General features: G+C 67.6%; 25 protein-coding genes and 1 CRISPR repeat array. Of the genes, 10 read left to right on the top strand and 15 right to left on the bottom strand.

Going from position 1 to position 24,271, the window contains the following annotated elements; translation table 11 throughout:
- Nucleotides 1-59: 59 nt before the first annotated feature.
- From FHR97_RS08135 to FHR97_RS08125, 3 genes are all read left to right on the top strand, one after another.
- On the top strand, nucleotides 60-800 hold the full coding sequence (locus FHR97_RS08135; RefSeq protein WP_183383285.1) for a dienelactone hydrolase family protein: 741 nt from the start codon (nucleotides 60-62) through the stop codon (nucleotides 798-800).
- Between the two features lie 117 nt (nucleotides 801-917).
- Nucleotides 918-2,174: a dicarboxylate/amino acid:cation symporter gene (locus FHR97_RS08130; protein ID WP_183383284.1), complete on the top strand. Its 1,257-nt coding sequence runs from the start codon at nucleotides 918-920 to the stop codon at nucleotides 2,172-2,174.
- Nucleotides 2,175-2,258: 84 nt separating this feature from the next.
- The gene (locus FHR97_RS08125) at nucleotides 2,259-3,314 is read left to right on the top strand and encodes a C45 family autoproteolytic acyltransferase/hydrolase (protein WP_183383283.1); all 1,056 of its coding nucleotides are present in this window, start codon (nucleotides 2,259-2,261) and stop codon (nucleotides 3,312-3,314) included.
- Here FHR97_RS08125 and FHR97_RS08120 read toward each other — a convergent pair.
- The gene (locus FHR97_RS08120) at nucleotides 3,285-3,569 is read right to left on the bottom strand and encodes a hypothetical protein (protein ID WP_183383282.1); all 285 of its coding nucleotides are present in this window, start codon (nucleotides 3,567-3,569) and stop codon (nucleotides 3,285-3,287) included. The two genes, FHR97_RS08125 and FHR97_RS08120, sit on opposite strands and share 30 nt — an antisense overlap.
- Nucleotides 3,570-3,669: 100 nt before the next feature.
- Nucleotides 3,670-4,260 carry a DUF4202 domain-containing protein gene (locus FHR97_RS08115; RefSeq protein ID WP_183383281.1) on the bottom strand — a complete coding sequence of 197 codons (591 nt, stop codon included), beginning with the start codon at nucleotides 4,258-4,260 and terminating at the stop codon, nucleotides 3,670-3,672.
- Between the two features lie 145 nt (nucleotides 4,261-4,405).
- Here FHR97_RS08115 and FHR97_RS08110 point away from each other — a divergent pair, with 145 nt between their 5' ends.
- Entirely contained in the window at nucleotides 4,406-5,329 is a 924-nt protein-coding gene (locus tag FHR97_RS08110) for a glycerophosphodiester phosphodiesterase (RefSeq protein ID WP_183383280.1), read from the top strand.
- A gap of 130 nt (nucleotides 5,330-5,459) precedes the next feature.
- A CRISPR array of direct repeats spans nucleotides 5,460-6,525; the repeat unit is 29 nt; unit sequence CGGGATATCCCCGCGCCTGCGGGGATCGG.
- A gap of 106 nt (nucleotides 6,526-6,631) precedes the next feature.
- On the opposite strand, the gene cas2e is transcribed toward FHR97_RS08110, so the two are convergent.
- Genes cas2e through cas3 form a run of 8 tightly spaced genes read right to left on the bottom strand, consistent with a single transcriptional unit; the run spans nucleotide 6,632 to nucleotide 15,463 of the window.
- Nucleotides 6,632-6,928 (bottom strand): type I-E CRISPR-associated endoribonuclease Cas2e, encoded by a 297-nt coding sequence (cas2e, locus tag FHR97_RS08105; protein WP_183383279.1) that lies wholly within the window; start codon nucleotides 6,926-6,928, stop codon nucleotides 6,632-6,634.
- 2 nt (nucleotides 6,929-6,930) lie between these two features.
- A complete protein-coding gene (cas1e, locus tag FHR97_RS08100) occupies nucleotides 6,931-7,851 on the bottom strand; it encodes a type I-E CRISPR-associated endonuclease Cas1e (protein WP_183383278.1) in 921 nt (306 codons plus the stop codon).
- Nucleotides 7,852-7,875: 24 nt separating this feature from the next.
- Entirely contained in the window at nucleotides 7,876-8,568 is a 693-nt protein-coding gene (gene cas6e / locus FHR97_RS08095; protein WP_183383277.1) for a type I-E CRISPR-associated protein Cas6/Cse3/CasE, read from the bottom strand.
- Nucleotides 8,568-9,323 (bottom strand): type I-E CRISPR-associated protein Cas5/CasD, encoded by a 756-nt coding sequence (gene cas5e / locus FHR97_RS08090; RefSeq protein ID WP_183383276.1) that lies wholly within the window; start codon nucleotides 9,321-9,323, stop codon nucleotides 8,568-8,570. The genes cas6e and cas5e overlap by 1 nt, the downstream gene beginning before the upstream one ends.
- A 9-nt stretch (nucleotides 9,324-9,332) precedes the next feature.
- Nucleotides 9,333-10,406: a type I-E CRISPR-associated protein Cas7/Cse4/CasC gene (gene cas7e / locus FHR97_RS08085; RefSeq protein ID WP_183383275.1), complete on the bottom strand. Its 1,074-nt coding sequence runs from the start codon at nucleotides 10,404-10,406 to the stop codon at nucleotides 9,333-9,335.
- A gap of 29 nt (nucleotides 10,407-10,435) precedes the next feature.
- Complete coding sequence (gene casB / locus FHR97_RS08080) at nucleotides 10,436-11,092, bottom strand: type I-E CRISPR-associated protein Cse2/CasB (protein ID WP_183383274.1); 657 nt, start codon at nucleotides 11,090-11,092, stop codon at nucleotides 10,436-10,438.
- On the bottom strand, nucleotides 11,089-12,771 hold the full coding sequence (casA, locus tag FHR97_RS08075; RefSeq protein ID WP_183383273.1) for a type I-E CRISPR-associated protein Cse1/CasA: 1,683 nt from the start codon (nucleotides 12,769-12,771) through the stop codon (nucleotides 11,089-11,091). The genes casB and casA overlap by 4 nt, the downstream gene beginning before the upstream one ends.
- The gene (gene cas3, locus FHR97_RS08070; protein ID WP_183383272.1) at nucleotides 12,758-15,463 is read right to left on the bottom strand and encodes a CRISPR-associated helicase Cas3'; all 2,706 of its coding nucleotides are present in this window, start codon (nucleotides 15,461-15,463) and stop codon (nucleotides 12,758-12,760) included. The genes casA and cas3 overlap by 14 nt, the downstream gene beginning before the upstream one ends.
- A 150-nt stretch (nucleotides 15,464-15,613) precedes the next feature.
- Between cas3 and FHR97_RS08065 the strand changes: the two genes are divergently transcribed.
- On the top strand, nucleotides 15,614-16,483 hold the full coding sequence (locus tag FHR97_RS08065) for a WYL domain-containing protein (RefSeq protein WP_183383271.1): 870 nt from the start codon (nucleotides 15,614-15,616) through the stop codon (nucleotides 16,481-16,483).
- 128 nt (nucleotides 16,484-16,611) lie between these two features.
- Here FHR97_RS08065 and FHR97_RS08060 read toward each other — a convergent pair whose 3' ends face one another.
- Both FHR97_RS08060 and FHR97_RS08055 read right to left on the bottom strand, forming a co-directional pair.
- Complete coding sequence (locus FHR97_RS08060; protein ID WP_183383270.1) at nucleotides 16,612-17,358, bottom strand: HIRAN domain-containing protein; 747 nt, start codon at nucleotides 17,356-17,358, stop codon at nucleotides 16,612-16,614.
- A gap of 1 nt (nucleotide 17,359) precedes the next feature.
- Entirely contained in the window at nucleotides 17,360-18,352 is a 993-nt protein-coding gene (locus FHR97_RS08055) for a HipA domain-containing protein (RefSeq protein WP_183383269.1), read from the bottom strand.
- 262 nt (nucleotides 18,353-18,614) lie between these two features.
- On the opposite strand from FHR97_RS08055, the gene FHR97_RS08050 reads away from it, so the two are divergent.
- The gene (locus FHR97_RS08050; RefSeq protein ID WP_183383268.1) at nucleotides 18,615-19,619 is read left to right on the top strand and encodes an aldo/keto reductase; all 1,005 of its coding nucleotides are present in this window, start codon (nucleotides 18,615-18,617) and stop codon (nucleotides 19,617-19,619) included.
- Between the two features lie 39 nt (nucleotides 19,620-19,658).
- Here FHR97_RS08050 and FHR97_RS08045 read toward each other — a convergent pair whose 3' ends face one another.
- The 3 genes from FHR97_RS08045 to FHR97_RS08035 all read right to left on the bottom strand — a co-directional run bounded on the left by FHR97_RS08045 (nucleotide 19,659) and on the right by FHR97_RS08035 (nucleotide 21,577).
- A complete protein-coding gene (locus tag FHR97_RS08045; RefSeq protein WP_183383267.1) occupies nucleotides 19,659-19,883 on the bottom strand; it encodes a type II toxin-antitoxin system Phd/YefM family antitoxin in 225 nt (74 codons plus the stop codon).
- A gap of 116 nt (nucleotides 19,884-19,999) precedes the next feature.
- The gene (locus FHR97_RS08040; RefSeq protein ID WP_221187737.1) at nucleotides 20,000-20,737 is read right to left on the bottom strand and encodes a DUF4349 domain-containing protein; all 738 of its coding nucleotides are present in this window, start codon (nucleotides 20,735-20,737) and stop codon (nucleotides 20,000-20,002) included.
- Nucleotides 20,738-21,040: 303 nt separating this feature from the next.
- Complete coding sequence (locus FHR97_RS08035) at nucleotides 21,041-21,577, bottom strand: outer membrane beta-barrel protein (RefSeq protein ID WP_246403848.1); 537 nt, start codon at nucleotides 21,575-21,577, stop codon at nucleotides 21,041-21,043.
- Nucleotides 21,578-21,762: 185 nt separating this feature from the next.
- Between FHR97_RS08035 and FHR97_RS08030 the strand changes: the two genes are divergently transcribed.
- From FHR97_RS08030 to FHR97_RS08015, 4 genes are all read left to right on the top strand, one after another.
- Nucleotides 21,763-22,422 (top strand): hypothetical protein, encoded by a 660-nt coding sequence (locus tag FHR97_RS08030; protein WP_183383264.1) that lies wholly within the window; start codon nucleotides 21,763-21,765, stop codon nucleotides 22,420-22,422.
- Nucleotides 22,423-22,504: 82 nt separating this feature from the next.
- Nucleotides 22,505-22,654, top strand: coding sequence for a hypothetical protein (locus FHR97_RS08025; RefSeq protein ID WP_183383263.1), 150 nt, complete (start codon nucleotides 22,505-22,507; stop codon nucleotides 22,652-22,654).
- The gene (locus tag FHR97_RS08020; protein ID WP_183383262.1) at nucleotides 22,654-23,388 is read left to right on the top strand and encodes a metal ABC transporter ATP-binding protein; all 735 of its coding nucleotides are present in this window, start codon (nucleotides 22,654-22,656) and stop codon (nucleotides 23,386-23,388) included. The genes FHR97_RS08025 and FHR97_RS08020 overlap by 1 nt, the downstream gene beginning before the upstream one ends.
- Nucleotides 23,372-24,262, top strand: coding sequence for a metal ABC transporter permease (locus tag FHR97_RS08015; RefSeq protein WP_183383261.1), 891 nt, complete (start codon nucleotides 23,372-23,374; stop codon nucleotides 24,260-24,262). The genes FHR97_RS08020 and FHR97_RS08015 overlap by 17 nt, the downstream gene beginning before the upstream one ends.
- Nucleotides 24,263-24,271 lie beyond the last annotated feature (9 nt).

Below are 24,271 nucleotides of genomic sequence, written 5' to 3'. Positions count from 1 at the left end.
ACGCTGTCGCGCCGCTCCGGCCTATACTGAGGGCCGCGCCCATCCATCGCCGAGGCCCCATGATGCGACCGCTGACCTTCCTCACCCTGGCCGCCCTGGCCAGCACCGCCCAGGCCGATGGCCAGGACATCGACTACCGCGTGGGCGACGAGGCCTTCACCGGCTATTTCGCCCCGGCCGCCGACGAGGCCCGCGGCACGGTGCTGATCGTCCACGACTGGGACGGCCTCACCGACTACGAGCGCGAGCGCGCCGAGATGCTCGCCGCCCAGGGCTATGACGCCTTCGCCCTGGACCTCTACGGCAAGGGCAACCGCCCGGTGGAGACGGCGGCCCGCAAGGCCGAGACGGCCCGTCTGTATGACGACCGCGCACGCATGCGCGAGCTGACCCTGGCCGGGTTGGCCGAGGCCCGCGACCAGGGCGCGGCCAGGCCGACCGTGGTGATGGGCTACTGCTTCGGCGGCGCCGTGGTGCTGGAGCTGGCGCGCAGCGGCGAGGCCGAGGACGTGCAGGGCTACGCCACCTTTCACGGCGGCCTGGCCACCCCGGAGGGCCAGCAGTATGGCCCGGACACCCCGCCGATCCTGATCGCCCACGGCGGCGAGGACACCTCGGTACCGCTGGAAGACGTGACGGCGCTGGCCCGGGAACTCGAGGCCGCCGGGGTCGACTACGAGATCGAGATCTACTCCGGGGCGCCCCACGCCTTCACCGTCTTCGACGAGGAGCGCTACCAGGCCCGGGCGGACGAGAAGTCCTGGGCGGCCTTCCAGGCCCTGCTCGACGAGGCGCTGTGAAGCCGGCGACAGACACGGACGCATTTCTGCAAGTTTTGAAGGGCTCCTTTCTGTAGAATCTCGTCTCTCTGTTGATATTCACTATCCAAGAGCGTCATTTCAGAAAGGAGTCACCCCTTGTCCCATTCCGCGACGGCCGCCGGCGAAAGCCTCTGGCGGCGCATCCCCCTGTGGCAGAAGATCCTCGCCGGCCTGGTGCTCGGCGTGCTGGCCGGGGCCCTGCTGGGCGAGGACGCCAGCGTCTTCAAGCCCATCGGCGATATCTTCATCAGCGCCATCAAGATGCTGATCGTGCCGCTGGTGTTCTCCACCCTGGTGGTGGGCATCACCGCCATGCGCGATCCCCAGAAGATGGGCCGCATCGGCGCCCGGACCATCGCCCTCTACCTGGTGACCACGGCCTTCGCCATCGCCATCGGCCTGCTCGCCTCCTGGGTGTTCCAGCCCGGGGTCGGCCTGGAGATGAGCTTCGAATCCGGGGTCGAGGCCAAGCAGGCCCCCAGCCTGGTGGAGATCCTGGTCGGCCTGGTGCCCCAGAACCCCATCGACGCCCTGGCCAGCGGCAATATCCTGCAGATCATCGTCTTCGCCATTGGCCTCGGCATCTCGCTGACGCTGATCGGCGAGAAGGGCGAGCCCGTGGTGCGCGTCTTCGAGAGCTTCGCCGAGGCGATGGTCAAGCTGACCAACCTGGTCATGGCCTTGGCGCCCTTCGGCGTCTTCGGCCTGATCGCCCACGTGGCCGGCAGCTACGGCCTCGAGGTGCTGCTGCCGCTGGCCAAGGTGATCGGCGTGGCCTACCTGGCCAGCGTGCTGCACGTGCTGCTGGTCTACTCGGGCCTGCTGGCCCTGCTCGGCCGCCTGAACCCCGTGCGCTACCTGCAGGGCATCCTCGACGCCCTGGTGGTGGCCTACTCCTCGGCCTCGTCCTCCGGCACCCTACCGGTCTCGCTGCGCTGCGCCCAGAAGAACCTCGGCGTCTCGGAGGGCGTGGCCGGCTTCGTGCTGCCGGTGGGCGCCACCATCAACATGGACGGCACCGCCATCTACCAGGGCGTGGTCGCGGTGTTCATCGCCCAGCTGCTGGGCGTCGACCTGAGCCTGATGGATTACGGCATGATCATCGTCACCGGCACCCTGGCCTCCATCGGCACCGCCGGCGTGCCCGGCGCGGGCCTGGTGATGCTATCCATCGTCATGGCCCAGATCGGCCTGCCCCTGGAGGCCATCGCGGTGATCGCCGGCATCGACCGCATCCTCGACATGGCCCGCACCAGCGTCAACGTGGCCGGCGACCTGATGGTCACCACCCTGGTCGGCAAGAGCGAAGGCGAGCTGGACGAGGCCGTCTACAACGCCCCGGGCAAGAGTTGATGCCATGCCACGCCGCGCCGGGCGACCGGCGCGGCGCCGGCTATGCTAGAGTGAACTCATGATGCACTGCAGCGTGAGGTCACCATGCAACTCAGCGTGCTTTCCGGCAGTCGCGGCGAGATCGGCGAGGCCCATGGCCGCGCCCACGCCGCCCTGATCACCCACAGCCTCGAGGTCTACGACCGGCTGTTCCACGACTTCGTCGGCATCGGCTGGGCCGAGGCGCGCACCGCCGCCGAGGCCTTCCTGCCGATGATCGAGCGCGGCTTCCCGGCGATCCTCGACGAGATGGCCGGCATCGCCCGGGGCGCCGGGCTCGACTTCGCCGACATCCTCACCCTCAACTGCCGCAGCGAGATCTCGCTGACCCAGGCCAGCGGCGGCTGCACCGCCTTCTCGCTGCAGCGCGACGGCACCCAGTGGCTGGCCCAGAACTGGGACTGGCGCACCGACCAGCTGCACAACGTGGTGGCCCTCGAGCTGCATCCCGAGGACGCCCCGGCCCTGGTCAGCATCGGCGAGGCCGGCATGGTGGCCAAGATCGGCATGAACGACCGCGGCCTCGGGGTCTGCCTCAACGCCATTCGCTCGCGCACCTGCGGCAAGGGGCTGCCGATCCACGTGGCCCTGCGCAAGATCCTCGAGAGCCCCGACCTGGAGCAGGCGGTGCGCGTCGCCACCCACGACCGGGTCTGCTCCCCCGCCCACTTCCTGCTGGCCAGCCGCGATGGCCAGGCCGCCGGCTTCGAGGTGCACCCGGGCCCCCCGGGGCGCCTGCCCTCCCATGCCGGCGCCGTGACCCACACCAACCACCTGGTCGCCGAGACCGCCACCTGCCAGGTGGAGGACTTTCCCCGCCCCGACTCCCGCCCGCGCCTCGCCCGCCTCGACCGGCTGCTCCAGGAGCGGTTGCCGCTCGGCGTGACGATCGACGAATCGGCGCTGTTCGACATCCTCGCCGACCACGACAACGCCCCCATGGCCATCTGCCGCCACTTCAATCCGCAGCAGCCCCCGGAAGAGCGCATGGAGACGCTGTTCGCGGTGGTCATGAACCTCAACGAGGGCCGCCTGACCCTGCGTCACGGCAAGCCCTGCGAGAGCACCGACTCACTCACGGTCCACCTTCCCCCGGGCTGAGCGCCGCCAGGCCCCCAGCCTCGGCACCGCATCCAGCTCGCCCTTGAGGTACTGCTCGGTGGTCACCAGGAAGAGCCGCCGGAAGAGCTCATGGATGGCCTCCTCGCGGCGCAGCGCCGCGAGTTCCGGGTCCTCGTGCCCGGCGAGGTCGGCCCTGGGGTATTCCCAGGCCATGCGCACCGAGCCGGAGCTGATGTCGCAGATCTCGAGGGTGGGATTCGCGCCGCGAACTGCCGTCTTGATGTGGTAGGCCATGCCGTCCTCCCGATCGACTCAACAAATGATAACGATTTTCATTTGCAATAGTCGTCGGCCATCTCGGCCCTGTCAAGGCGATCGGCAGGCGGGCCGGGGCTCAGCCCGCCAGCGCCTCCTCCACCAGCGCGCGCGCCTCGGCCGTCATCGGCAGCTCCAGGGCCAGCGCGTGAGCCTGGGGCGACATCTTCTTCCAGGTCATCTGCACGATGCGGATCAGGTGATCGTGGTCGATCTGCTTGGAGAAGTCGGCGAAGTAGTTCTCCAGGAACACCAGGCAGGCACAGTCCTCCACCGCCTGGGTGCCGGCCTCGCGACCCAGCCCCTGCTTGCGGATCATCCGTGCCACCTGCTCGGCCGCCGCCTCCGGGTAGCCGGCCTCGCGCATCAGCGCCGCGGTGGTCTCGCCGGCCCGCTTGCCCTGGTCGCGCCGCCAGGTGAGATAGCCCACCCGGCCCTCGGGATAGTCGCCGCGCGGCACCTGCCAGCGCTGCAGGTGCTGGCCGCGCACCGCCAGGCGCACCAGTTCGTCGGGGGAGGCCTCCAGTTGCTCCAGCCAGGCGCTCATGCGCCCGGCATGCCACAGCTCCATGGGCAGCGACTCGCCGTCCACCGTCACCCGGCGGGGGTCCTCCGCGTGCAAGGCATCCAGGGCGGCAAGGGTCTGGTCGTAGGGGGACGTAGTCGTCATGGGCACTCATCCTCGTTCAAGGTTCGGTTGCTTTCATGAAAACACGTCGGGGCCGGGAAGGCAGCCGAACGCCTCCGAACGGTCGTTTGCATGCGCAGAGCAGGATCGCTAGGTTATTGCACGGACATTCAATGAAAGGACGCTTATGAACCTCGCTCCCCGCCTCCCGCTCGCCGCTTCCCTGGCCCTGGGGCTCGCGGCCCCGATCGTGGCCCAGGCCGACGCCCTGGAGCAGCAGCTCACCGAGCTCCAGGACTTCCAGGTCATCGCGCATCGCGGGGCCAGCGGCCACGCCCCGGAGCACACCTGGCCGGCCTACGAGCAGGCCCGGGCCATGGGGGCCGACTACCTCGAACTGGACCTGCACATGAGTGCCGACGGCGAACTGGTGGTGATCCACGACGACACCCTGGAGCGCACCACCGATGGGAAAGGCAAGGTACAGGACTTCGCCCTCGCCGAACTCAAGGCCCTGGACGCCGGCAGCTGGTTCAACGCGGCTCACCCCGAGAGGGCCGACGACGCCTACGCCGACGCCGAGCTGCTGACCCTGGACGAGGTGATCGACCGTTATGGCGACGACGTCCGCTACTACATCGAGACCAAGTCTCCCGACCGCCACCCCGAGCTTCAGCGCGCCCTGGTCGAGACCCTCGAGGAACAAGGCCTGGTCGACGCCGGCGCGGTGATCATCCAGTCGTTCAGCCAGGACAGCCTGCGGCAGATCCACGAACTCAACGCCGACATTCCGCTCGTTCAGCTGGTGTGGTACTCCCCCGCCGAGGACGGCGACGGCCTGGTCGAATGGACCGGCGTCACCCCCGCGCCCGCCGAGATCGACGACGCCGATTTCCAGGCCATCGCCGACTACGCCGTGGGCATCGGTCCCAACGTCACCTACGAAGGCGAGGACGTCATCGACGCCGGCTTCGTCGAGCAGGCCCACGCCAACGACCTGCTGGTGCACCCCTACACCATCAACAACCAGGATGAGATGCGCCGGCTGATCGGCTGGGGCGTGGATGGGATGTTCACCAACTTCCCGGATCGGCTGAACGAGGTTCTTTAGCAAGCGTCTCCCTGATGACTCCACTAACAGCAACGCCGCCGGACAACCCCAGGCTGCCAGCTCGATATCTTTATTTGCCCCGCGCCTGCGGGGACCGGCCACTACGATCGAGGAGACTGATCATGGCGAGCGGGTTATCCCCGCGCCTGCGGGGACCGGGGCCGCGCTGCCGCTCTTGTCGGCGGCATCCAGGGGTTATCCCCGCGCCTGCGGGGACCGGCCGCGGCGGCTGGTCGTTGTGCGGCCCGCGGTCGGGTTATCCCCGCGCCTGCGGGGACCGGGGGATCGATGTATGCCGACCACACTTGAGCAACGGGTTATCCCCGCGCCTGCGGGGACCGGGCCGACATCGTGATAGCCGCCCATTCCGCCGGCGGGTTATCCCCGCACCTGCGGGGACCGTGTCGTCGAGGATGCCGCCACCGCCGGCTACAACGGGTTATCCCCGCACCTGCGGGGACCGTTGACCGGCGACGAGGTTCACAAGGAAACCCAGCGGGTTATCCCCGCACCTGCGGGGACCGTATCTCCGGCGTCGAGTACCGCGGGGGACAGCCCGGGTTATCCCCGCGCCTGCGGGGATCGGTCATCCTTTGGCGCGATGGTGGCCGAGCCATCCGGGTTATCCCCGCGCCTGCGGGGATCGGTTGAGCGTCTTCTCGGCCCGCCCGCGCTCGACCGGGTTATCCCCGCGCCTGCGGGGATCGGAGCTGCTCATAAGCTCCGTCCTGATTTGTTTCCGGGATATCCCCGCGCCTGCGGGGATCGGGTGGCTAATCCGTATTACACCCGCTTCTATGACGGGATATCCCCGCGCCTGCGGGGATCGGGTGTCGGCGGCGCTCGACTGGATGGTCGGAGCCGGGATATCCCCGCGCCTGCGGGGATCGGTACATGCCCGGCATGTAGGCCTCGGCTGGAGACGGGATATCCCCGCGCCTGCGGGGATCGGAGGGTCGGCGGCAGCCGGTTCAGTAATACCGGCGGGATATCCCCGCGCCTGCGGGGATCGGGACGACGTGCCGGTGCCGGATCTCGCCGACTACGGGATATCCCCGCGCCTGCGGGGATCGGTTGAACTGGCGAGTGGCCAGGTCGCCCAGGGGCGGGATATCCCCGCGCCTGCGGGGATCGGCCGTCGGGCAGCTGGCTCTCGGTGAGGTGGTGCGGGATATCCCCGCGCCTGCGGGGATCGGACTAATTGTAGCCACTTGTTTATCAAGAAGAAAATCGCCAGTGGAACTTCCACCAGCGATTTTGCTTACTTTTTAACCAGACCATATTGTTAAAGATCCAAGAAAATCAGTCGGTTGGCTGAAGCGGCAGAAAACGCACCAGCCGTAGACCATCATGATCGACCGGCTCGCGGCGATTCTCGCCATAGGTCTGGAACTCGAAGCCGGACTCATGGTTGCTGGCCCAGGCCATGGCGACATTGCCCTCCTCGGCCAGTGCATCGACCTGCTCCCAGATCATCTCGCGTACACGCTTGGTGACATCACCGACGTAGACGCCGGCGCGGATCTCCAGCAGCCAGACGGCGAGCCGACCACGCAGGCGCGGCGGTACCGCCTCGGTCACCACGACCAACATTGCCATCGCTACTTGCTCCGGTGTCCCTGGTCGCCGACGGATTCCGGCTCGGGAATCGCAGGCGGCATGGCCTCGGGCGCCGGGAGTGGCGGGTCGATCTCGCCGGCCGCCAGCACCTCCTCGATCATCGGTATCAGCCGCTGCAGCAGCTTGGTCTGCTTGAAGGCATCTCGGCAGGCAATGCGCACCTCGCGCTCGGGTGCCACCGGGCTGCGCGCCGCCACCCTGAAGGCCGCGGGCACCACCGTCTCGAATTTCACGATATCCGCGATATCGTAGACGAAGCTCTGCGGCTTGCCGGTGTGCAGGAAGCCGATGGCCGGCGCATAGCCTGCGGCCAGAATCGCCGCTTCGGTAATGCCATACAGGCAGGCCGTGGCGGCAGACAGGCACTGGTTGGCCACGTCCGAGGCATCCCATTGGGTAGGGTCGTAGCGTCTTCCCTGCCATTTGACACCGTACTGCTTGGCGAGCAGCTGATAGGTCTTGCGGACCCGAGCGCCTTCCATGCCTCGGAGCTGATCAACGCTGCGTCGCGAGGGCGGCGGCTCGCCGAATCGCAGCTCGAACATCTTGCGTACGACCTTCAGGCGCAGGCTATCGTCCAGCGCCAGCTGCGCCTGGTAAAGCAACTTGTCGGAACGCGCCCCGCCGGGCTGGCCGGCGCTGTAGAGGCGAACCCCGGCATCGCCGACCCAGATCAGCAGGGTACCGACGACCGAGGCCAGCTTGACCGCGGCATGCGATATACGCGTGCCCGGCTCCAGCAACAGGCAGGCCACCGAGCCGACGGGGATATGCATGCGCTCCCCGTTGACCTCATCGATGACGACGAAGGCCCCGTCACGCACGTCGATCTGCCCCATACCAACGAAGGTCATCGACATGCGGTCCTTCTCAGGGATGGGCTTGAGCGGAATGAATCCCATCTCGGCCTCCTTGCCCGGTGTCGATCAGGGCCGACGCAGCAGTATCAGGCCACAGCCGAAGGCCTTGGCACGCCCGACGCCCTGGGCCAGTGTTTCGATCAGCCGGCCCGGGTCGGCGACCTCCAGCAAGCCTTCATAGTCGACACTGGAAAAACGGATGGGACGCCCCTTGTCCTTCGGCAAGGCATGCTGTCGATAGGCCCCGACTTCCGGCTCAACCGGCAAGCGGAACCCCCAGGACTCGGCGCGCGCCGCCAGCCACAGACGAGCGGCCTCATCCATCGCCTCGATGCAGGCCTGGCTGGTCCGCGCCTCACCGGCCTCGAAAGGGTACTTGGCCGCCATCAGCACATCGGCACGCTGCCCCCGCTTGCCCACCACCGACTTTGCGACGGTCGGGTTGGCCCGCAGGCGAAAGGCGAGTCGGTCCCCGACGTCCAGCGCCGGCGAAAACGACTTGCTCTGCGCCTCGAACAGACCGGGAATCGGTACCGGCTCGCGATCGGACAGCACGTAGAACAACGGCAGGCCCCGGGGCGCTCCGCCGTCCTCGGATTCGTCCATTTCCTGGCGAAACAGGAACGGCCGCTGGCCTTGATGATCCGGAAACAACCGCCAGAGCAGCTGGTGGGCGGTGTAGGCCCCACCGCCCATGATCTCGAACAGGGCCCCCCGGGAGAGGCCATTGAGATCGACACGTACGCGTGAAAGGTACATCAGCGTTCCTCCCCTGCCCGCGCGATGCGCCGGTATTCGGCACGCGGCCCGAACTGCCAGCGACGGCGATTGAGTGGCACATCCCAGACCTCGCTGGACTCCACGCCCCCCTCATTGCCATCCAGGGCCTTGGCACCACCTTCCCAGGCGTAGACCACGCTGTCCGGCAGTCTCAGGGCCTTTCGCTCTTCCTCCTGATCCTGTCCCCACAGCGGAGGGAAGCTAGCGTCCAGGGCATCCCTCAGCCGGGCGAACGCCTCCCGACGCGGTGCCAGAGGCGCCGCCGGCGGGCACGCCTTGCGCCCCAGATAGAGTGTGAAATGCGGCGTCTTGAGCGCCCGCTCCAGGTCCTCGAGCGCCAGCTCCGCCTGGGGCGTCAACCAGATCGCGACGGTCCACAGGCCGTCACAGCGATAGTCGCGGCTGGAGAGGATGGTGTTGATGACCTTGCGCGGGGCGCTCAATTCATCCCGCCGAGTGCGGTAGGTCACCTTGGCTTGCGATGCCGGCACCTGCACGGTGTGGTAGTCGCGCATCAGGCTGCCGGGGGAGCGCTGCTTGGTGGCGATACCGATGCCATCGCGCAGCCGGCGTTGCCCTTCATCGTCATCCCGCCGCACTCCCAAGGCTGCGCCAAGCAACCCGATGATGGCACTGCGCCCCGGGTAGGTGGCGGTGGGGCGCGATTCCCCCACCGCCGCCTCGCCCCAACTGGCGAGCGGCGCGTAGAGCCGAAAGACCAGATACTCCGTCATGTCGGCTCCTTACTGCTCGTTGGTCAGGAAGTCGGCCAGTTCGGTGAGGCTACCCATGGCGACACCGCCGTGCAGACGCGGCTCCCGATAATCGGGGTCCGCGGCCACGACGAAGCGCCGTTCGGCGCCAGGGCCATAGGCATCGTCGAACGCCTGTGCCTGGCGCTCCAGGCGCGCGATGGCATCCAGCGCCTGGTCCTGCCCCGGAACGGGCCGCAGGAAGGCGGCCGAGAGCGAACGCGGCTGCTGGTCGCCCTTCTCGGCCAGCACGTAGCTGGCGTGGGCGCGGGAGCCGAAGCTGTTCTGCTTCCCCTTGGGCGAGGTCTTCACGGCGGCTTCCACCAGGGCCGCGATGGCCCGGTCGGCCAGTGCCTCTTCGCCGCTGAGGTTCTCGATCAGCTGCCGGCGATCGATGCACACATAGCTATAGAACAGACCCGCGCCGAAGCCGGCCTCGCCGACATGAGCCGCCCCGCGATGCTCGTCGCCGGTATTGAGGTCGTCTACCGCTGTGAAGTAGTCGTCCTCGACCTCGGCGGCATGCACGGTGATGGCATGGGCGACCTGGCAGGCAGCCTCGACATTGAAGGCCGGAGACGCCGCCAGCATGCGACCGAACAGCGCGATATCCACGGCCGATGGCCTGTGGCGCAGCAGATCGAGATCTTCCTTCTCCGGCGCTCGATGCTCGTCGGCCAGTTTCTCGACCAGCGCGTCGACCGCGACCTGCTCCTCGGGGCCGATATGGACCAATTGGCTGGTTTCCAGCTCCCCCTTGGCCACATCGCCGAAGACCTTGGCGATCTCCGTCGCCCAGGCTTGGGCGTCTTTCTCTTTCACGTCCTTTTCCTGCAGGCGCTTGGCGGCCTGGATCCCCACTTGTTTGGTACGCATGCCGCGGTGCTGGCCCACGGCCTCCTCGAACAGCGCCGAGGTGCGCCAGGTGCGCTTGAGGCTCTGCGACGAGACGCGCAATCGCTTGGCGCCGCCCATGATGGCGGTCTTGGGGCGCCCCAGGTCGTCACGGTTGAGGTTGGCGGGCGGATAGGCGGTCAGCAGGTGTAGCTGGATGAAATGGCTCATGTGCATTACTCCCTGTCGTCGTTGACGGATCACTGGTTGTCTTGCCGATAGCCGGCCGTGGCACCGAAGTAGTCATTGGCCCAGATGAAACCCAGCCGCCGGGTGGGTTGTGGCGAGGCCCCACCCTGATATTCACGCCACCACAGCGCGATGTTGTCGGCCAGGTGCACGACGCTGACGCCACGCTTGTCGATCAGCGCCAGGCCGCGGCGCAGGCGCTGTATCAGCTCCTCCGGTGTGCGAGACGTCATCAGTTGCTGAAAGCGAAGCTCGCTCATGTACGGCTTGCCGGTTTCGCGCTTCTGCCGACCGAGACCGGCTCCCAGCGGCATCCTGGGCTGTTCCTCGCGAAGTTCGGCCACCACCAGTGCGATACAGGCCCAGGCCTGCAACCGCTGGTCCCGCTGTCTTTCCGGCTGATCGTCTTTCGCCGGCAACGATCTCCATAGGTGGCGGAAGGCCTCCGTCAGCATCGCCGCCTCGATGGTGTCGCAGCGGCGCAGTGTCGCCCGCATGCCCTTGGGCCAAGGCGGGGCGTCGGTATGGGCCTTCAACGCCTCGGCGGACAACGTCAAGCGCTGCCACCAGCGCCGCAGGACATCGGCTTCTCTGCGCTCGATGGCATAGGGTCGCTCGGGTACGCGCGGCGGGGCCTCCGCTGCGGGTGCGAGTTCCGCTTCACTCATGACACGCCCTCTTCGGTAGTTGCCGGCTCGGCGATCAAGGTGAAGCCGCCGGTCTCGGCAAATTGACGAATGGCCTTGCTGCCCTTGCTGCGCCCGGCCAGGAAGCTCTGCAACTGACGCCGTGCCGCGGTCGCGCGCTGCAGGTCCACGGCTTCCAGCGCCCCGCTCAGTGCCTGTTCCTCGAATAGCGCCTTCCCCTCACGCTTCAGCGTGCGGTACCACTGCTCGGCCACCTCGGAAGGCAGGCGCGGCGTGTCACTGGCCTTCGCCAGCGTCTTCTGGAAACCATGCAGGGCGTGAAAGAAGGCGCCGCGGGTGGCGTCATAGAACGCCAGATCGATATGGCTCATATCGCCCTTGGCATCGGAGGGGCGAGCGAACCAGGCATTCTTGACCTGGGTACGCACCATCCATGCCACCTGGCGAGCCAGGTCGGTGAAGCGCTGTACCCAGTCACGCAGCCGCTCCTGGTGCGCGGGAGGCACGTCCACCAGCGGCATCTCGACGCTGTACCAACCGCGGGGCTTCATGTTGTCCATGTCATAGCCAAAGGCCCACAGACGGGCATGCTTGAGCAGTGCGGCGATCTCTTCCCCGAAGCGGCGCTCCTCGTCGACGGCCAGTACCTTTTCCGAGACGTAGTCCTGCACCACCAAGGCGGGTAGCGCGCCGCTGGCGTCGGCATCCTGCAGCACCAGGTTCGACCAGTGCTGGTAGCCCAGGCCGCCGGGCTGCCCCTTGGTGGACAGCGGAGGCTCACTGGGCTTCTTGGGGTCACGACGATAGGGCGTCAGAGGATGCAACCAGGGCCCGTCGTAGTTGGCACCCTGCTTCTTGCCACGGATGCGACGCACGAAGCGAGTGGTTTCACGCCCACAGATGTCGCAGCGGCACGCCTCGTCCTCGAACAGCAGCCGAAAGCGGCGCGGCATCGACCAGTAGGAGTGCAGCGGATGCATGCCCTCGGGCAGGACCTCGGTGCCCTTCCTGTCGCTGACCCGGGTCGGCCCCATCCACAGGAACAGGCTATCGTCATCGGCGCGAGGCACCTGCCATGCCTGCCCGGAACGCGTCAGCGCCCTGGGCGTCACGACGTTCAGCCACAGCCGCGACCACAGGCTGGCATCGGGCGATTCGGGCAGCACCAGAGTTGTCAGCGGCCCGCCGCCTCGCAGGCCGACGCGAATGCCCGCCCCACCGGCGGGAGCATTGATCTGCATGGTGAACAGGGCCAGCGCCGCACAGTCCGCGCACATCGCCTCGGCGCGCCCGCGCTTGACGAAGAAGTCGGTGTTGTTCTTGATGCCGTTCGCCCCGGGTGCATTGATCAGCAGGCCGCTGACCGTGCCTTCCTTGACGTCGTCGAGCGGGTCGAGGTCCTGCATGAAGCGCGGCCCCTCACCCTCCAGTTCGAAGGCGTCGGCAAGGGGCGCAAAGGCAGCCTCCAGCTCATCGACGCCGGGCAACTCGATAAAGCGGTCCAGCCAGTCGCCTTGATCCTGCGGCGGCGATGCGGTCTGCAACAGGCCGATCAGGAACTGGTAGGCCGCGCCCTGGAAATCCGCCCGGGGCAGCGCCAGATCGACGATCTCGGGATTGGCCACCGCCGTGGGCGGCCGATAGACGATGGCTTCTTCCCTGGTGCGGAAAGGCAGCCATGGATCGTTAAGCAGATTCACATCCGTCCCCCTGGTTATCCGTGTTCGGTGAAAACCTCACCCCCCACTGGGCGTCATAGGCACAATCGGTATCGGCCTCGACCAGCCAGGGCCGGGTGAAGCGCAGTGCCTTGTAGCGTTCCTGGAGGGCTTCCCATCGAGGCTGGTAGTCGGCCGGCAAGCCGGCCAGCTTCTCCGCCTGGCTCTGACGCAGCTTGACCTGGCTGAGCATGGCGGCGTGGCGCTCACCCTCGGCCCACAGCGTCAGCTGGTCATCGACCGTGCGCTCGAGCAACACGACATTGAGCGTCGGTTCGTCGACCAGCCGCGTGCCGATCTCCAACTCCTCCTGCCACTGATCGGCCTCGGGATGGCGGAGATAGCCCTGCTCGAGCGACAGGGCGTTGAAGTTGGCCATCGAGACGGCCACCCCCTGCATACCACGCTGCTCCCACCTCGCTTCCTGCAGGCCGTCCGGCACCAGGTCGGCGACCCGGCCGTAGACGCCCTCGATCAGGAGGCGCGCCTCGTCGGGCATGCGGATCGCGCCGAACTCGCGCAGCACGCGCTGGGTCAGCCATAGCAGGGAGGTATCGCGGTAGACCGCCTGAGTGCCCGGCAGGGCGCGCTTCAGCCACTGGGCATCCGGGGACTCGCTCCATTCCGGCGCCAGCACGGCGAGTACGGGCTCACGACGCGAGCCACGCACATGGCGCTGCAGGCGCCCGGCGCGCTGAACCAGCAGGTCGATGGGGGCCAAATCGCTGACCATCTGGTCAACATCACAATCCAGGGATTCCTGGAAGACCTGGGTACTGATCAGCACCTGGCCACGACGCTGATCGGGGCTGGAGCTCTTGCCCAGTCGCTCGATGACGTCCGACTCGATGCGTTGACGATCGGTCATCGCGAAGCGGCTATGGAACAGCAGGCAGCGCCCGGGGTCGGGATGTCGCAGGCGTAGCTGTTCATAGGCGCGAATGGCATCGTCCACGGTGTTGCGCACCCAGGCGACGCACTCCCCCGCCTCGACCGCCGCCATCACGGTATCGAGCGCCTGCTCTTCCGTAGTCAGCCAATCGATGCCCACGTCTCGCGACACCTCGGGGCGTGTGGCCAGCGGGACTTCCCGCTCCAGATCATGGCCGACCTGGGTCAACAGCGGGAACGCCTTCTCTTGCATCGAGGCCGGGGCCTGCCCCAGCCCTTCCCGCCATGCCGCGGCCAGGGCCTCGCGCATGTCGTGCGGCAGGGTCGCCGTGAGCAGGATGGCACTGCCGCCCTGACGGGCGTGATGGGCCAGCAGCTGATTAAGGAGGATCTGCATGTAGTGGTCGTAGGCATGCACCTCATCGACGATCAGCACCTTGCGCACCAGGCCGTAGAGGCGAAGCGATTGGTGCCGAAACGGCAGCAGTCCCATCAGCGCCTGATCGATGGTCCCCACGCCGACATCGGCCAGCAGGGACTTCTTGCGCGAATCGGCCAGCCAGCGATTGCAGCGCGTGGTGGCCGTCATGTCGTCGGCAGCATAGTCCCGGTCTTCCGGCTGCTCCGCGGCCACGGCCTTCACGAAGGTATCGTTCAGTTCGCGGGCGCCGTGCGCCAACACGAAGGAAGGACGAGACGCCGCGGCATAGAAACGTTGATGCAGATTCCCCAGTCGCTCATACATGGCATTGGAAGTCGCCATGGTCGGCAAGGCGAAATACAGTCCCTCACCATGCCCCGCCGACAGCAAGCGCTGGGTGAGGATGCAGGCCGCTTCGGTCTTGCCAGCGCCGGTCACGTCCTCGAGGATAAACAGTTGGGGGCCGTCACCGATGGGCAGGGTTTCGGCCTCCCGCTGCAGCGGGGTCGGCGTGACCGGCTGACCGCCGAACCAGCTGGCCAGCCCGGTATAAGCCACCGGTTCGGGAGGCTGCGCAAAGCCGCTCTCCTGCAGTGCTTGCTCGGCTCGCTCGAGCGCGATGGGCCAGTAATCGGCCAGCGGCATCGGGTTCTGACAGTAGGTGAAATGATCGCGATTCGAGCCCAGCCAGTCACTGAGGGTGGCCCACCCCGCGACCGTCCAGCTCACGGTCAGGAAGGCTTCTCGCCACCCCTGAGAAACCAGCTTGTCGAACGGCCAGTCGATTTCGATCAGCCCGGCCCAGTCGGCGACGAACCGGCGCGCGGCCTCACTATCCGAGGCGCTATCGTCGTGCCCGAAGAACTCCGTCGGCTCCAGCCGACCGGCTTCCACCGGCTGCCCGTGATGACCGAACATCGGCGCCAAAACGACCCTCAGTGTCTCGCTGAGCTCCCGTCGTGTCTTGCGGTCGAGGTCGCGGTCGGGCCAACGCAGCGTGCCGTCCTGCAGCCACTCGATCCAGCATGACTGCCACAGCAGGGCACCCAGCCGGTCATGGCGCGTGGTATAGGCCAGCCGCTCGATCGGGGGCACCAGCTCGACGCCTTCCGGCCGGGCCACGCCCTGGAAGGCACGCGAGAACTTGCCGAGATCATGCAGGCCCAGCAGGAAGACAAAAAATTGCCGCAAGGAGTCGGGAGGTAGACCAAGCTGGCTAGCCAAACGCTGGGCCAGGGGTCTTTGAGGCTCGAGCAGGTGCCAACCAACGGCCGCCACATCCAGGCTGTGGTATGGCAACAGATGGCAGCTATCGCCTCCATCCGCCGGCCTGGCTTTACCCCAATAGAGGTAATACGACATCCCTGTCCCTCGCTTTATGTTGTCGGCCACTTCATACAAGCATTCTTAACCACCCTCTGCCACCCTGAAGATTCATCCACGATACTTATCAACCCGGTCTTGATGCGCGTCATCCACGGCCTCTGACCGGTCACCACGGACGGAGACCCCATGCACGCTCACACTGCGCTTCCCTGGGACACCCTGGCCCGCTACCGGCTGATCGAGATCCTGGCGTTCTGGGAGGGTCGAGTGGTGGCCGCACAGATCGGCGAGGCCTTCGGCATCGGCCGCCAGCAGGCGCAGAAGGTGCTGCGGTGCTATCGGGAGCAGGCGCCGGACAACCTGACGTACGACGAGTCGCGCCGGGGCTTCCTGCCCTCGGCAACGTTCCGGCCGCGCTTCACCCGGGGGCGGGTCGAAGAGTACCTGCACCTGCTGAGCGCACACGTGGACCTGGACTCGCCCTTCGCCGGCCTGGGGCTGGGCGCGGCGGACACCGAATCGCTGCCGCTGCCGAGCCGGGCGGTGGAGCCGCTCGTGGTGCGCGAGGTGGTCAAGGCGGCTCGGGCGGGGCGCCGGCTGGAAGTGGTCTACGCTTCCTTCCGCAATCCCGCCGGCGAGGCGCGCATCCTGGTGCCGCATACCCTGGTATTCGCCGCCGGGCGCTGGCACGTTCGGGCCTACTGTGAAAAGCATCGCGAATACCGGGACTTCGTGCTGAGCCGCTTCCGCGGCGTGCCGGAAGACACCGGCGAGATGCTGGGCGAGCATGGCAAGAACGGCGACGAGGCCTGGCAGACACGGGTCGAGGTGCGCCTGATCCCCGACCGCCGCCTGCCACCCGAGGAGCGGGAGATGCTGGCGGTGGACTACGGCATGCACGACGGCGAGCTGACGCTTCACTGCCGCGGGCCGCTTGTGCTCTATGCCCTGCATGAGCTGGGCGTAAACCCGCACCATGTGGAAGCCGAACCCCGTGCCCAGCAGATCGAGATCGCCAACCGCCAGGCGCTGGCGGAGTGGATCAGCTGGGCGTGAAGACAGATTGGCCGCGGCACGCCTGACACCAAGAACGCCGCTGAAGAAAGAACCCCCGCGTTAAGTTCGCGAGAGCCAAGAGGCGAGGGTCGTGTTAACGAATGTTGAGGGCGCTCATCACACCAGGCTCAGGCCTTCATCCTGAACGCATTGGCCGGCATTGCCGGTCGGTCATCCATCCTGATACGGGTCAGCACATAGACCAAGGGACGCTCGGAGCTGCCGTTGATGCGAAATACGTCGCCGTCGAGAGCAGCGCCCCGCTCCAGCATGCGGTGCAGCACATCCATATGACCCCGTGGCACGTAGCCCAGCTTTCGTCCGGCACTCTCCATCCTGATGGCTTGCGCCTCAAGCGGATTTTCAGGCTCCGGCACGAACTGGACGGGGTCGCCCTCGTTCAGTTCCGAGGCATCGAGTTCGGCTTCATGGCGGAACCCTGCAATCTCCACCAGCACCTCGAAGGCTCCCGGCGGATCATCGAAGGGATGGACCAACTCGAAACCATCATTGGGTAGCTTGGCACCGCTGTAGCCCAGCAGGGCGAAGTCGCTGATCTCAGTACCGGCCGGGATGGCCCGCAGTTCCAGATAGTGGTTGAAATCCCCTCGGGTCCTTGGTGGCAGACGCCGCTTGAAAGCCTCCATCACCTGATGGCTGTGCTCCACCTGCTTCAGCGGGAACGCCGGATAGCCTTCGAAGCCCATCTGCCTCGCCGCTTCCATCTCGGGGCTGCGGTCGTACTGAAGGACTACCTGACCGCCCTTCATCACTAGTTGGCCCACGCGATAGCGAGAGCGATTCTTGCTCTCTCGGGCCTGCCAGTAGAGCAGCAGCCGCTGTGGTTCCACCAGATGTTCGATAAAGCGTACCATGTCAGTTCTCCAGAGCCTGTAGCAGGCGCGCTCTCCTGGTCAGCGTAAGAAAAGCAATAAATTCAGCACGTTGTGCTGTTAACGGGTACGGAAGGTCACACTGTGTAAGGCGGTACAGCATGGCCTTCAAGTCATCTTCGCACCATCTCCGCAGCCGCTCTATCAGTATCGGCCGGATATGAGGAAAACGCCGGCAGTACTCGGCAACCCCTTCGATCAGCGGCAGTCGCCTCCTGTCGCCCGGGGCCCAGCGCATCTGATGCTCGCCCCTTCGCAGGTAACCCGCGAGTTCGTTCGGGTCGCGCATCATGCGCTGCATCTTCTCCGGCAACAACTCATGACCCAGGCTAGTGCCGTTGTCGAAGAAGGGTGTGAACCGCGCCACTGGCCCCTGCTCGCTCCAGATCAGCCCCCAATTCTCCTGGTGGCGGTCGGTGTTGCCGATCAGCGCATCGAAGCAGAGACACAGGCCCCAATAGCGTCGCCAGTCATGGGTCAGCCACTTGCCGCGCTCCAGAATGCGGCTGATCTCGATGATGGTAGCCAGGTTGTGCTGCTTCCCTTTTGCGCGGTCATAGCCCGGGATACGGCGCTGCATATAGTCGCCGCCTGGAAAGTAGCGCTCATCTCCACTGCCTGGATAGCCCATGAACCACTCGTTCAGGGTGCCGGGCTCATCGCGAGTCGAGTCGATCGCCACGAACACCGGCGGCAGGGTCAGTCCCATCAGGCGTCCAATACGAAAGGCGATCAGCTCGGCCCAGTACTGATCGGGGTGACGAGGCTTACCGGGATCCTTGGCACTCTTGATGGCTTCCTTGAACAGGTAGTTATGGCCTGGCAGACAGAAGTCGAAGGGAGCGGGTGCCGGACAGACAAGCAACGACTTGTCCCGGGCTCCCACCGGGAAGACCTCGTATTCCTGATGGATATCCCAACTCGCGATATCGATGACCTGATCCGGCCCTTGTTCGACGCCCTCACGATCGATCATGGCTACGTCCCTGCCGGCATGGAATCAAAAAAACCCCTCAGCAGCTTCACCGCGGAGCGGTTCCACCGATCGGGGCCATGTTGCCATCAACTATAAGGACTGCGGCAGATCCTGGCAAAGGACGATAACGGAGCAGCATACGAGGATCCGGCGTTCGTTTTCGCTCGACTCTTGCAGCATCTTGATCCGCCTCGGCATGATGAAGCCTCCCGTCACCGGGCACGCTGGTGGCGTCATTTACTGCCCCTGACGAGGAGTCTCCATGTCGCCGTTCTTCACTCGCCTCAAGGCAGTCGCTTCGCCCCGCATCGGCCTGGGCGCCATGAACCTCTCTCACGGTTACGGCAGCCCGGTGCCGGAGCCCGAGGCGCTGCGCGCCCTGCAGGCGGCGTTCGACATGGGCTATCGCCACGTCGATACCGCGACCCTCTATGGGGCCACGGCCAACGAGTCATTGGTGGGCAAGGCGCTGGCGAGCCGGCGCGACGAGATCCTGCTGGCCAGCAAGTGTGGCCTGGCCATCGACCCCGAGCAGGGCAAGCGGGTGATCGACGGACGCCCCGCGACGCTGCGCCGGCAGTGCGAGGCGAGCCTGGCGCGGCTGCGCACCGATCATCTGGACCTCTACTACCTACATCGCTGGGACAAGACGGTGCCCATCGAGGAAAGCGTGGGCGAGCTGGGGCGCCTGGTGGAGGAAGGCAAGATCGGCGCCGTGGGCCTGTCCGAGGTGTCAGCCGCGACCCTGCGCCGTGCCCGAGCCGAGCATCCCATCGCCGCGGTGCAGTCGGAGTACTCGCTGTGGACGCGCAACCCGGAGATCGGGCTGATCGCGGCTTGCCGCGAGTCGGACACGGCGCTGGTGGCGTTCAGCCCGCTGGGCCGGGGCTTCCTGGCGGGGGCGGTGGAGGATCCCGCCCGCCTCGAGGAGAGCGACATGCGCCGCAGCATGCCGCGCTTCAGCGCCGAGCATTATCCCCGCAACCTGCGTCTGCTGGACGACGTCAAGGCCGTGGCGCGGGAGCTGGAAGTGACGCCCGGCCAGCTGGCCCTGGCCTGGCTGCTGGCCAAGGGCGACGACATCCTCCCCATCCCCGGGTCGCGTTCCGTCGAGCATATGCGCGAGAACCTGGCGGCGGAAGGGCTGCGCCTGGATGCCGCGACCGTCGCCCGGCTGGACACCATGCTGACACCCGACCAGGTGGTCGGCAGCCGCTACGGCGCGGCCCAGCAGGCGGAGGTCGACACCGAGGAATTCCCCGGCTGACCCCGCCTCGCACAGTCGATGCCACCGGTCTCTCCGGGCTCAGGCATCCTGCTCGCGCTCCAGGTCGATATAGAGGTTGTCCAGGTGATCGGCGCTGGGCGTCGTCTCGCCCGTCAGCCGGTGGTAATCCTCCAGCGACATCAACACCGCGTGGCGTCCATTCTTGCGCGTGATGACGATCGGCCGATGCCGCTCGCAGACCGCATCGCAAAGGCGCTTGAGCTTGTCGCGTGCCTTGGCGAGGGTGGTGACCTCGAGGTCCATGACGTCTCTCCCCGTGGCTGTTGGGGTTCAGTCTAGCCGACTCCGCCACCCCACTCGCCCGGGGCCAGCGCACCGGGCCTCCGGCGCCGCGATGGGAATCGCCGGCCACCCGGCCATCATCCGGGATCCGACATCTCGTCTTCTTCCGCCGGTTCACGCCGCGCCCGCCGCCGCGCTCTCATCCGCCCCAGGCCCCGCCGCAGCGGGCGCCATAGCCGGCTGAGCAGCCACAGCACGGGCAGGCCGATCACCAGCCAGGGGGTGAGGAAGACCACCACCAGGATGACCTGGCCCAGCGATTCGAAGAACAGCGAGACGCTGCGATCCAGCGCTCGCCACAGCGGCGCCAGCACGCCGTGCTGGTGGGGCTCGACCCAGCGCTGCTCCTGGAAGCGGGCGGTGATGGCCACGCTGTCGGTCACCCGGGCGAGATGGCGCTGCCGGCCCTGCATGGACTCGATCTCGCCCTGCACCCGGGCCAGTTCCCGCTCCACCTGCAGCAGGTCCTGGATGCGCCGCTCGCTGAAGCCGCGCCCCTCCTCGGCCAGCTCGGTGAGCCGCTCACGCAGCACGACCTGCTGGGCGAGTCGGGCCTCGAGATCGATGATCTGCTGGGTGCGGTCCTGGCGGGTGATCTCCACGCCGCTGAGCGCCGGCGACTCATTGATCAGCCGCAGCGGCTCGGCGTCCTCCAGGCGGGCGCGGTCGATGCGCATACCGAGCTCCCCGCCCGCCAGGCCGTGGCGCGGCGTGTCGAGCCGGCCATGCGTCACCCAGCAGGAGTCGACGGCGACACAGGCCGCCTGGGTCTCCCGATAGGTGGCGACCAGGCGCTCGGCGTCCTCGAACTGCAGGGTGTAGGCGCGTCGCTCTTCGACCCGCGCCTCCGCGTTCTCCGCCGGGCGCCCGCCTCCATTTGAGGCGCCCGGCCGACCAGGGCCCCGCTCGGGACGTCACTCGCTTCCCGGGACGGGGTGGGCCCCGTCGGTGAGCGCGGCGCGGGGCCCTCATCCTCGCAGCCCGCCAGCCCCGGGAGCAGGCAGGCGGTCAGGGCGAGGGGCCGAAGGCGGGGGCGGAGAGGCAGGGCGGGCATCGGCGTGGTCATCCATGACGCGGGGAACGCTCCAAGCGTAGCACCCCGCCCGCCGGGCCTCGCCTCAGAAGGTGTAGACCGCCCCGGCGGTGACCATGTCGAGGTTGCCGATCTCGTCGGTGTCGAGGCGCTCGTACTCCAGCCGACCGGTCAGCCCGAATAGCCCGAAGCTGGCCCCCACGCCATAGACGGGGTCGGTGCCGGAGCGGTCGGCGCCGGGGCCGCGCTGCTCGGCGTCCCAGTCGGCCATGCCGGCCTTGGCGTAGACGCCCATGGGGCCGAAACTCATCCCGGCCACGCCCTGGGCCTGGAGGCTGTCCACCTCACGGGTCGCCGAGCGGCCGTCGACCTCGCCGTCCAGCTCGCCGCCGCTCACGTAGGCCAGCTCCACGCCCAGGTCGAGGAAGGGCAGCCAGCCGAAGTTGTAGCCGCCCATCAGCTTCCCGTGGCCGGCCTGGTCGTCGAAGTTACCATCGCCGTGCATCTGCCCGACGCCGCCGCCGAGATAGAGGCCGGTGTCGCCGCCCGCCTGGGTGGTGCCGGCGGCCACGGCCAGGCCGCCGGCCAGCCCGGCGGCGATCAGGACCTTGAGGGGAATCATGCGAAACATCCTGGCGTTCCTCTCTGCGAGAAAATTGGGCGCTCAGTGTAGCGTGCCTCCAGCCGGCCCTACAGCCCCGCTGCCGCATGCCTAAGGCCACTTGTCTGGCCCCTCCGGCCAGCGGGGCGCCACCCCGCCACCGGCATGCTAGGATGCAGGGCGCCGCTTGCCCTGGAGACGCCGTCATGCCCCTGCCCGCCCTGCGCCATTTCGCCCTGTTGCTGCTCTGCCTGCCCACCCTGGCGCTCGCCCAGTCGCCGTCGACCGAATGGCAGGCCTACGAGGATGCCCTGTCCCGCGGGGCCCGCCAGGCCGAACTGTGGCAGCTCGGGTGGAGCGGCATCTATGCCGGCAGCCTGGCGTGGAACGCCTGGCAGGCCAGCGAGGCGAGCGACGATGCGGACCGCTTCGATGCCCGGGTGGGGGTGGTCAAGTCGACGCTCGCCCTGGGCGGCCTGTTCCTCGACCCCCAGCCGCACCCCGCGGCCCATCGGCGTCTGCAGCAGGGCGACGGCGACCTCGAGGGCGCCCGCCGCCTGCTGCGGGAGGTGGCCGAGGAGGAGCGCCGGCGGCGCAGCTGGCAGGCACGGCTGTCCTCGCTGGCGGTGAACGGCGTCGCCGGGCTGGCGATCGGCGTCGGCGACGACCGCCCCGAGGATGGCGCCATCAACTTCGCCACCGGCATGCTGGTCAGCGAGCTGCAGCTGCGCACCCAGCCGGGCCAGGCCATGGCGGCGGTGAACCGCTTCCAGCCCACGCGGCTGACGTTCGGGGAACTCCGGCTGGAGGGCGAATATGCCTGGCTGGTCGCTCCCCAGCGCCTGGGCGTCGTGCTGCGCTACTGACCCGCGCCGAACGGCTCGGAACAGTGGTCAGCGCCGATATTGTTATGTTATAACCTCCTCCGCATTCTGGAGACCTTTCACCATGGCGCACCGCACTCACCGGCACCGCCCCGAGGGGCCCTGCCACTTCTCGTTGATGTCGCTGTCGGCGACCCGCCGGCTGCTGCTCGCGCTGGCCCCGCTGGTCGTCCTCTGGCTGGCGGTCACATGGGCCGCGGGATGGGCGGGCTGATGGCACGGCTGCAGCTCCACGACCTGCAACTGGCCCGGGGCGGCCAGACGGTCCTCGAGCACCTCGACGGCCGCTTCCAGGACGGCGCGGTCACCGCCCTGATCGGCGCCAACGGCGCCGGCAAGAGCACCCTGATCGCGGCGATCATGGGCATGCTGGCCCCGGTGGCCGGCCGCGTCGAATGCCGCGTGCCCCGCGAGCGCTGCGCCTGGCTGCCCCAGCAGCTGGCCCTCGACCTGACCTTCCCGATGAGCGTGGAGGAGCTGATCATGACCGGCACCTGGCCGAGCCATGGTGCCCTCAAGGGCTACTGCGGCCCCCACTATCGCAAGGGGCGGGACATCATGGCGCGGCTCGGCATCTCGCACCTGGCCCACCGCCAGCTCGGCGAACTCTCCGGCGGCCAGCGCCAGCGCGCCCTGCTCGGCCGCACCCTGATGCAGGAGGCCGAGCTGCTGCTGCTCGACGAGCCCTTCGCCAACGTCGACGGCGAGACCGTCGAGGTGTTGATGGACGTGCTGCGCGACATGGCCCGCGCCGGCGCCACCATCCTGGTGGTGCTCCACGACATGGAGCAGCTGGCGCGCCTGGCCGACGACGTCCTGTTGTTGGCCGGCGGCCACGGCCGCTGGGTCAGCCCCGAGACGCTGCTCGACCACCACGCCGGCCAGCTGCCCCGTGCCCCGCGCCTGCCCTTCGACTTTTCCGAGGCCTCCCATGCTGGCACTGCTTGACGCCTGGCTGTTCGCCCCCTTCGAGTACGGCTTCATGCGTCGCGCCGTGGTCGCCGGCCTAGCCTTGTCGCTGGCCGCCCCGCCGCTGGGCGTGTTCCTGATGCTGCGCGGCATGAGCCTGATCGGCGACGCCATGGCCCACGCCATCCTCCCCGGGGTGGCCCTGGGCTTCCTGTTCGCCGGCTTCTCGCTGCCGATCATGAGCCTGGGCGGCATCCTCTCGGGGCTGATGGTGGCGGTGCTGGCCGGCAGCGTCTCGCAGATGACCGGCCATCGGGAGGACTCGGCCATGGCCAGCTTCTTTCTGATCTCGCTGGCCGCCGGGGTGATGCTGGTGTCGCTGGGCGGCAGCAGCGTCGACCTCACCCATGTGCTGTTCGGCTCGATCCTCGCCGTCGACACCACCGCCCTGGTGCTGATCGCCGGCATCGCCAGCCTGATCGTCATCGCCCTGGCGGGGATCTTCCGCGCCCTGGTGGTGGAGTGCCTGGACCCGCTGTTCCTACGCGGCCAGGGGGTGCGCGGCGGGGTGGTGCACGGCGTCTTCCTCGGCCTGGTGGTGCTCAACCTCACCGCCGGCTTCCAGACGCTCGGCACCCTGATGGCGGTGGGCCTGATGATGCTGCCGGCCACCACCGCGCGCTTCTGGAGCCAGCGCCTCGAGGGCCTGATCGCCATCGCCATCGGCATCGCCCTGGTGGCCAGCACCGGCGGCCTGCTGCTGTCGTATCACCTCAGCCTGCCCTCGGGGCCGGCCATCATCCTGCTGGCCGGCGTGGCTTATGTGCTCTCCGCGCTGTTCGGCCGCCAGCACAGCCTCACCGCCCGCTGGCGACGCACCGCCCGGCCCCTGGACGCCGCCTCTTCCCCCTGACGCCACGGA

Origin of the sequence: Halomonas stenophila (assembly GCF_014192275.1) — a bacterium.
GTDB lineage: Bacteria > Pseudomonadota > Gammaproteobacteria > Pseudomonadales > Halomonadaceae > Halomonas > Halomonas stenophila.
This window is presented reverse-complemented; position numbering and strand designations above follow the sequence as displayed.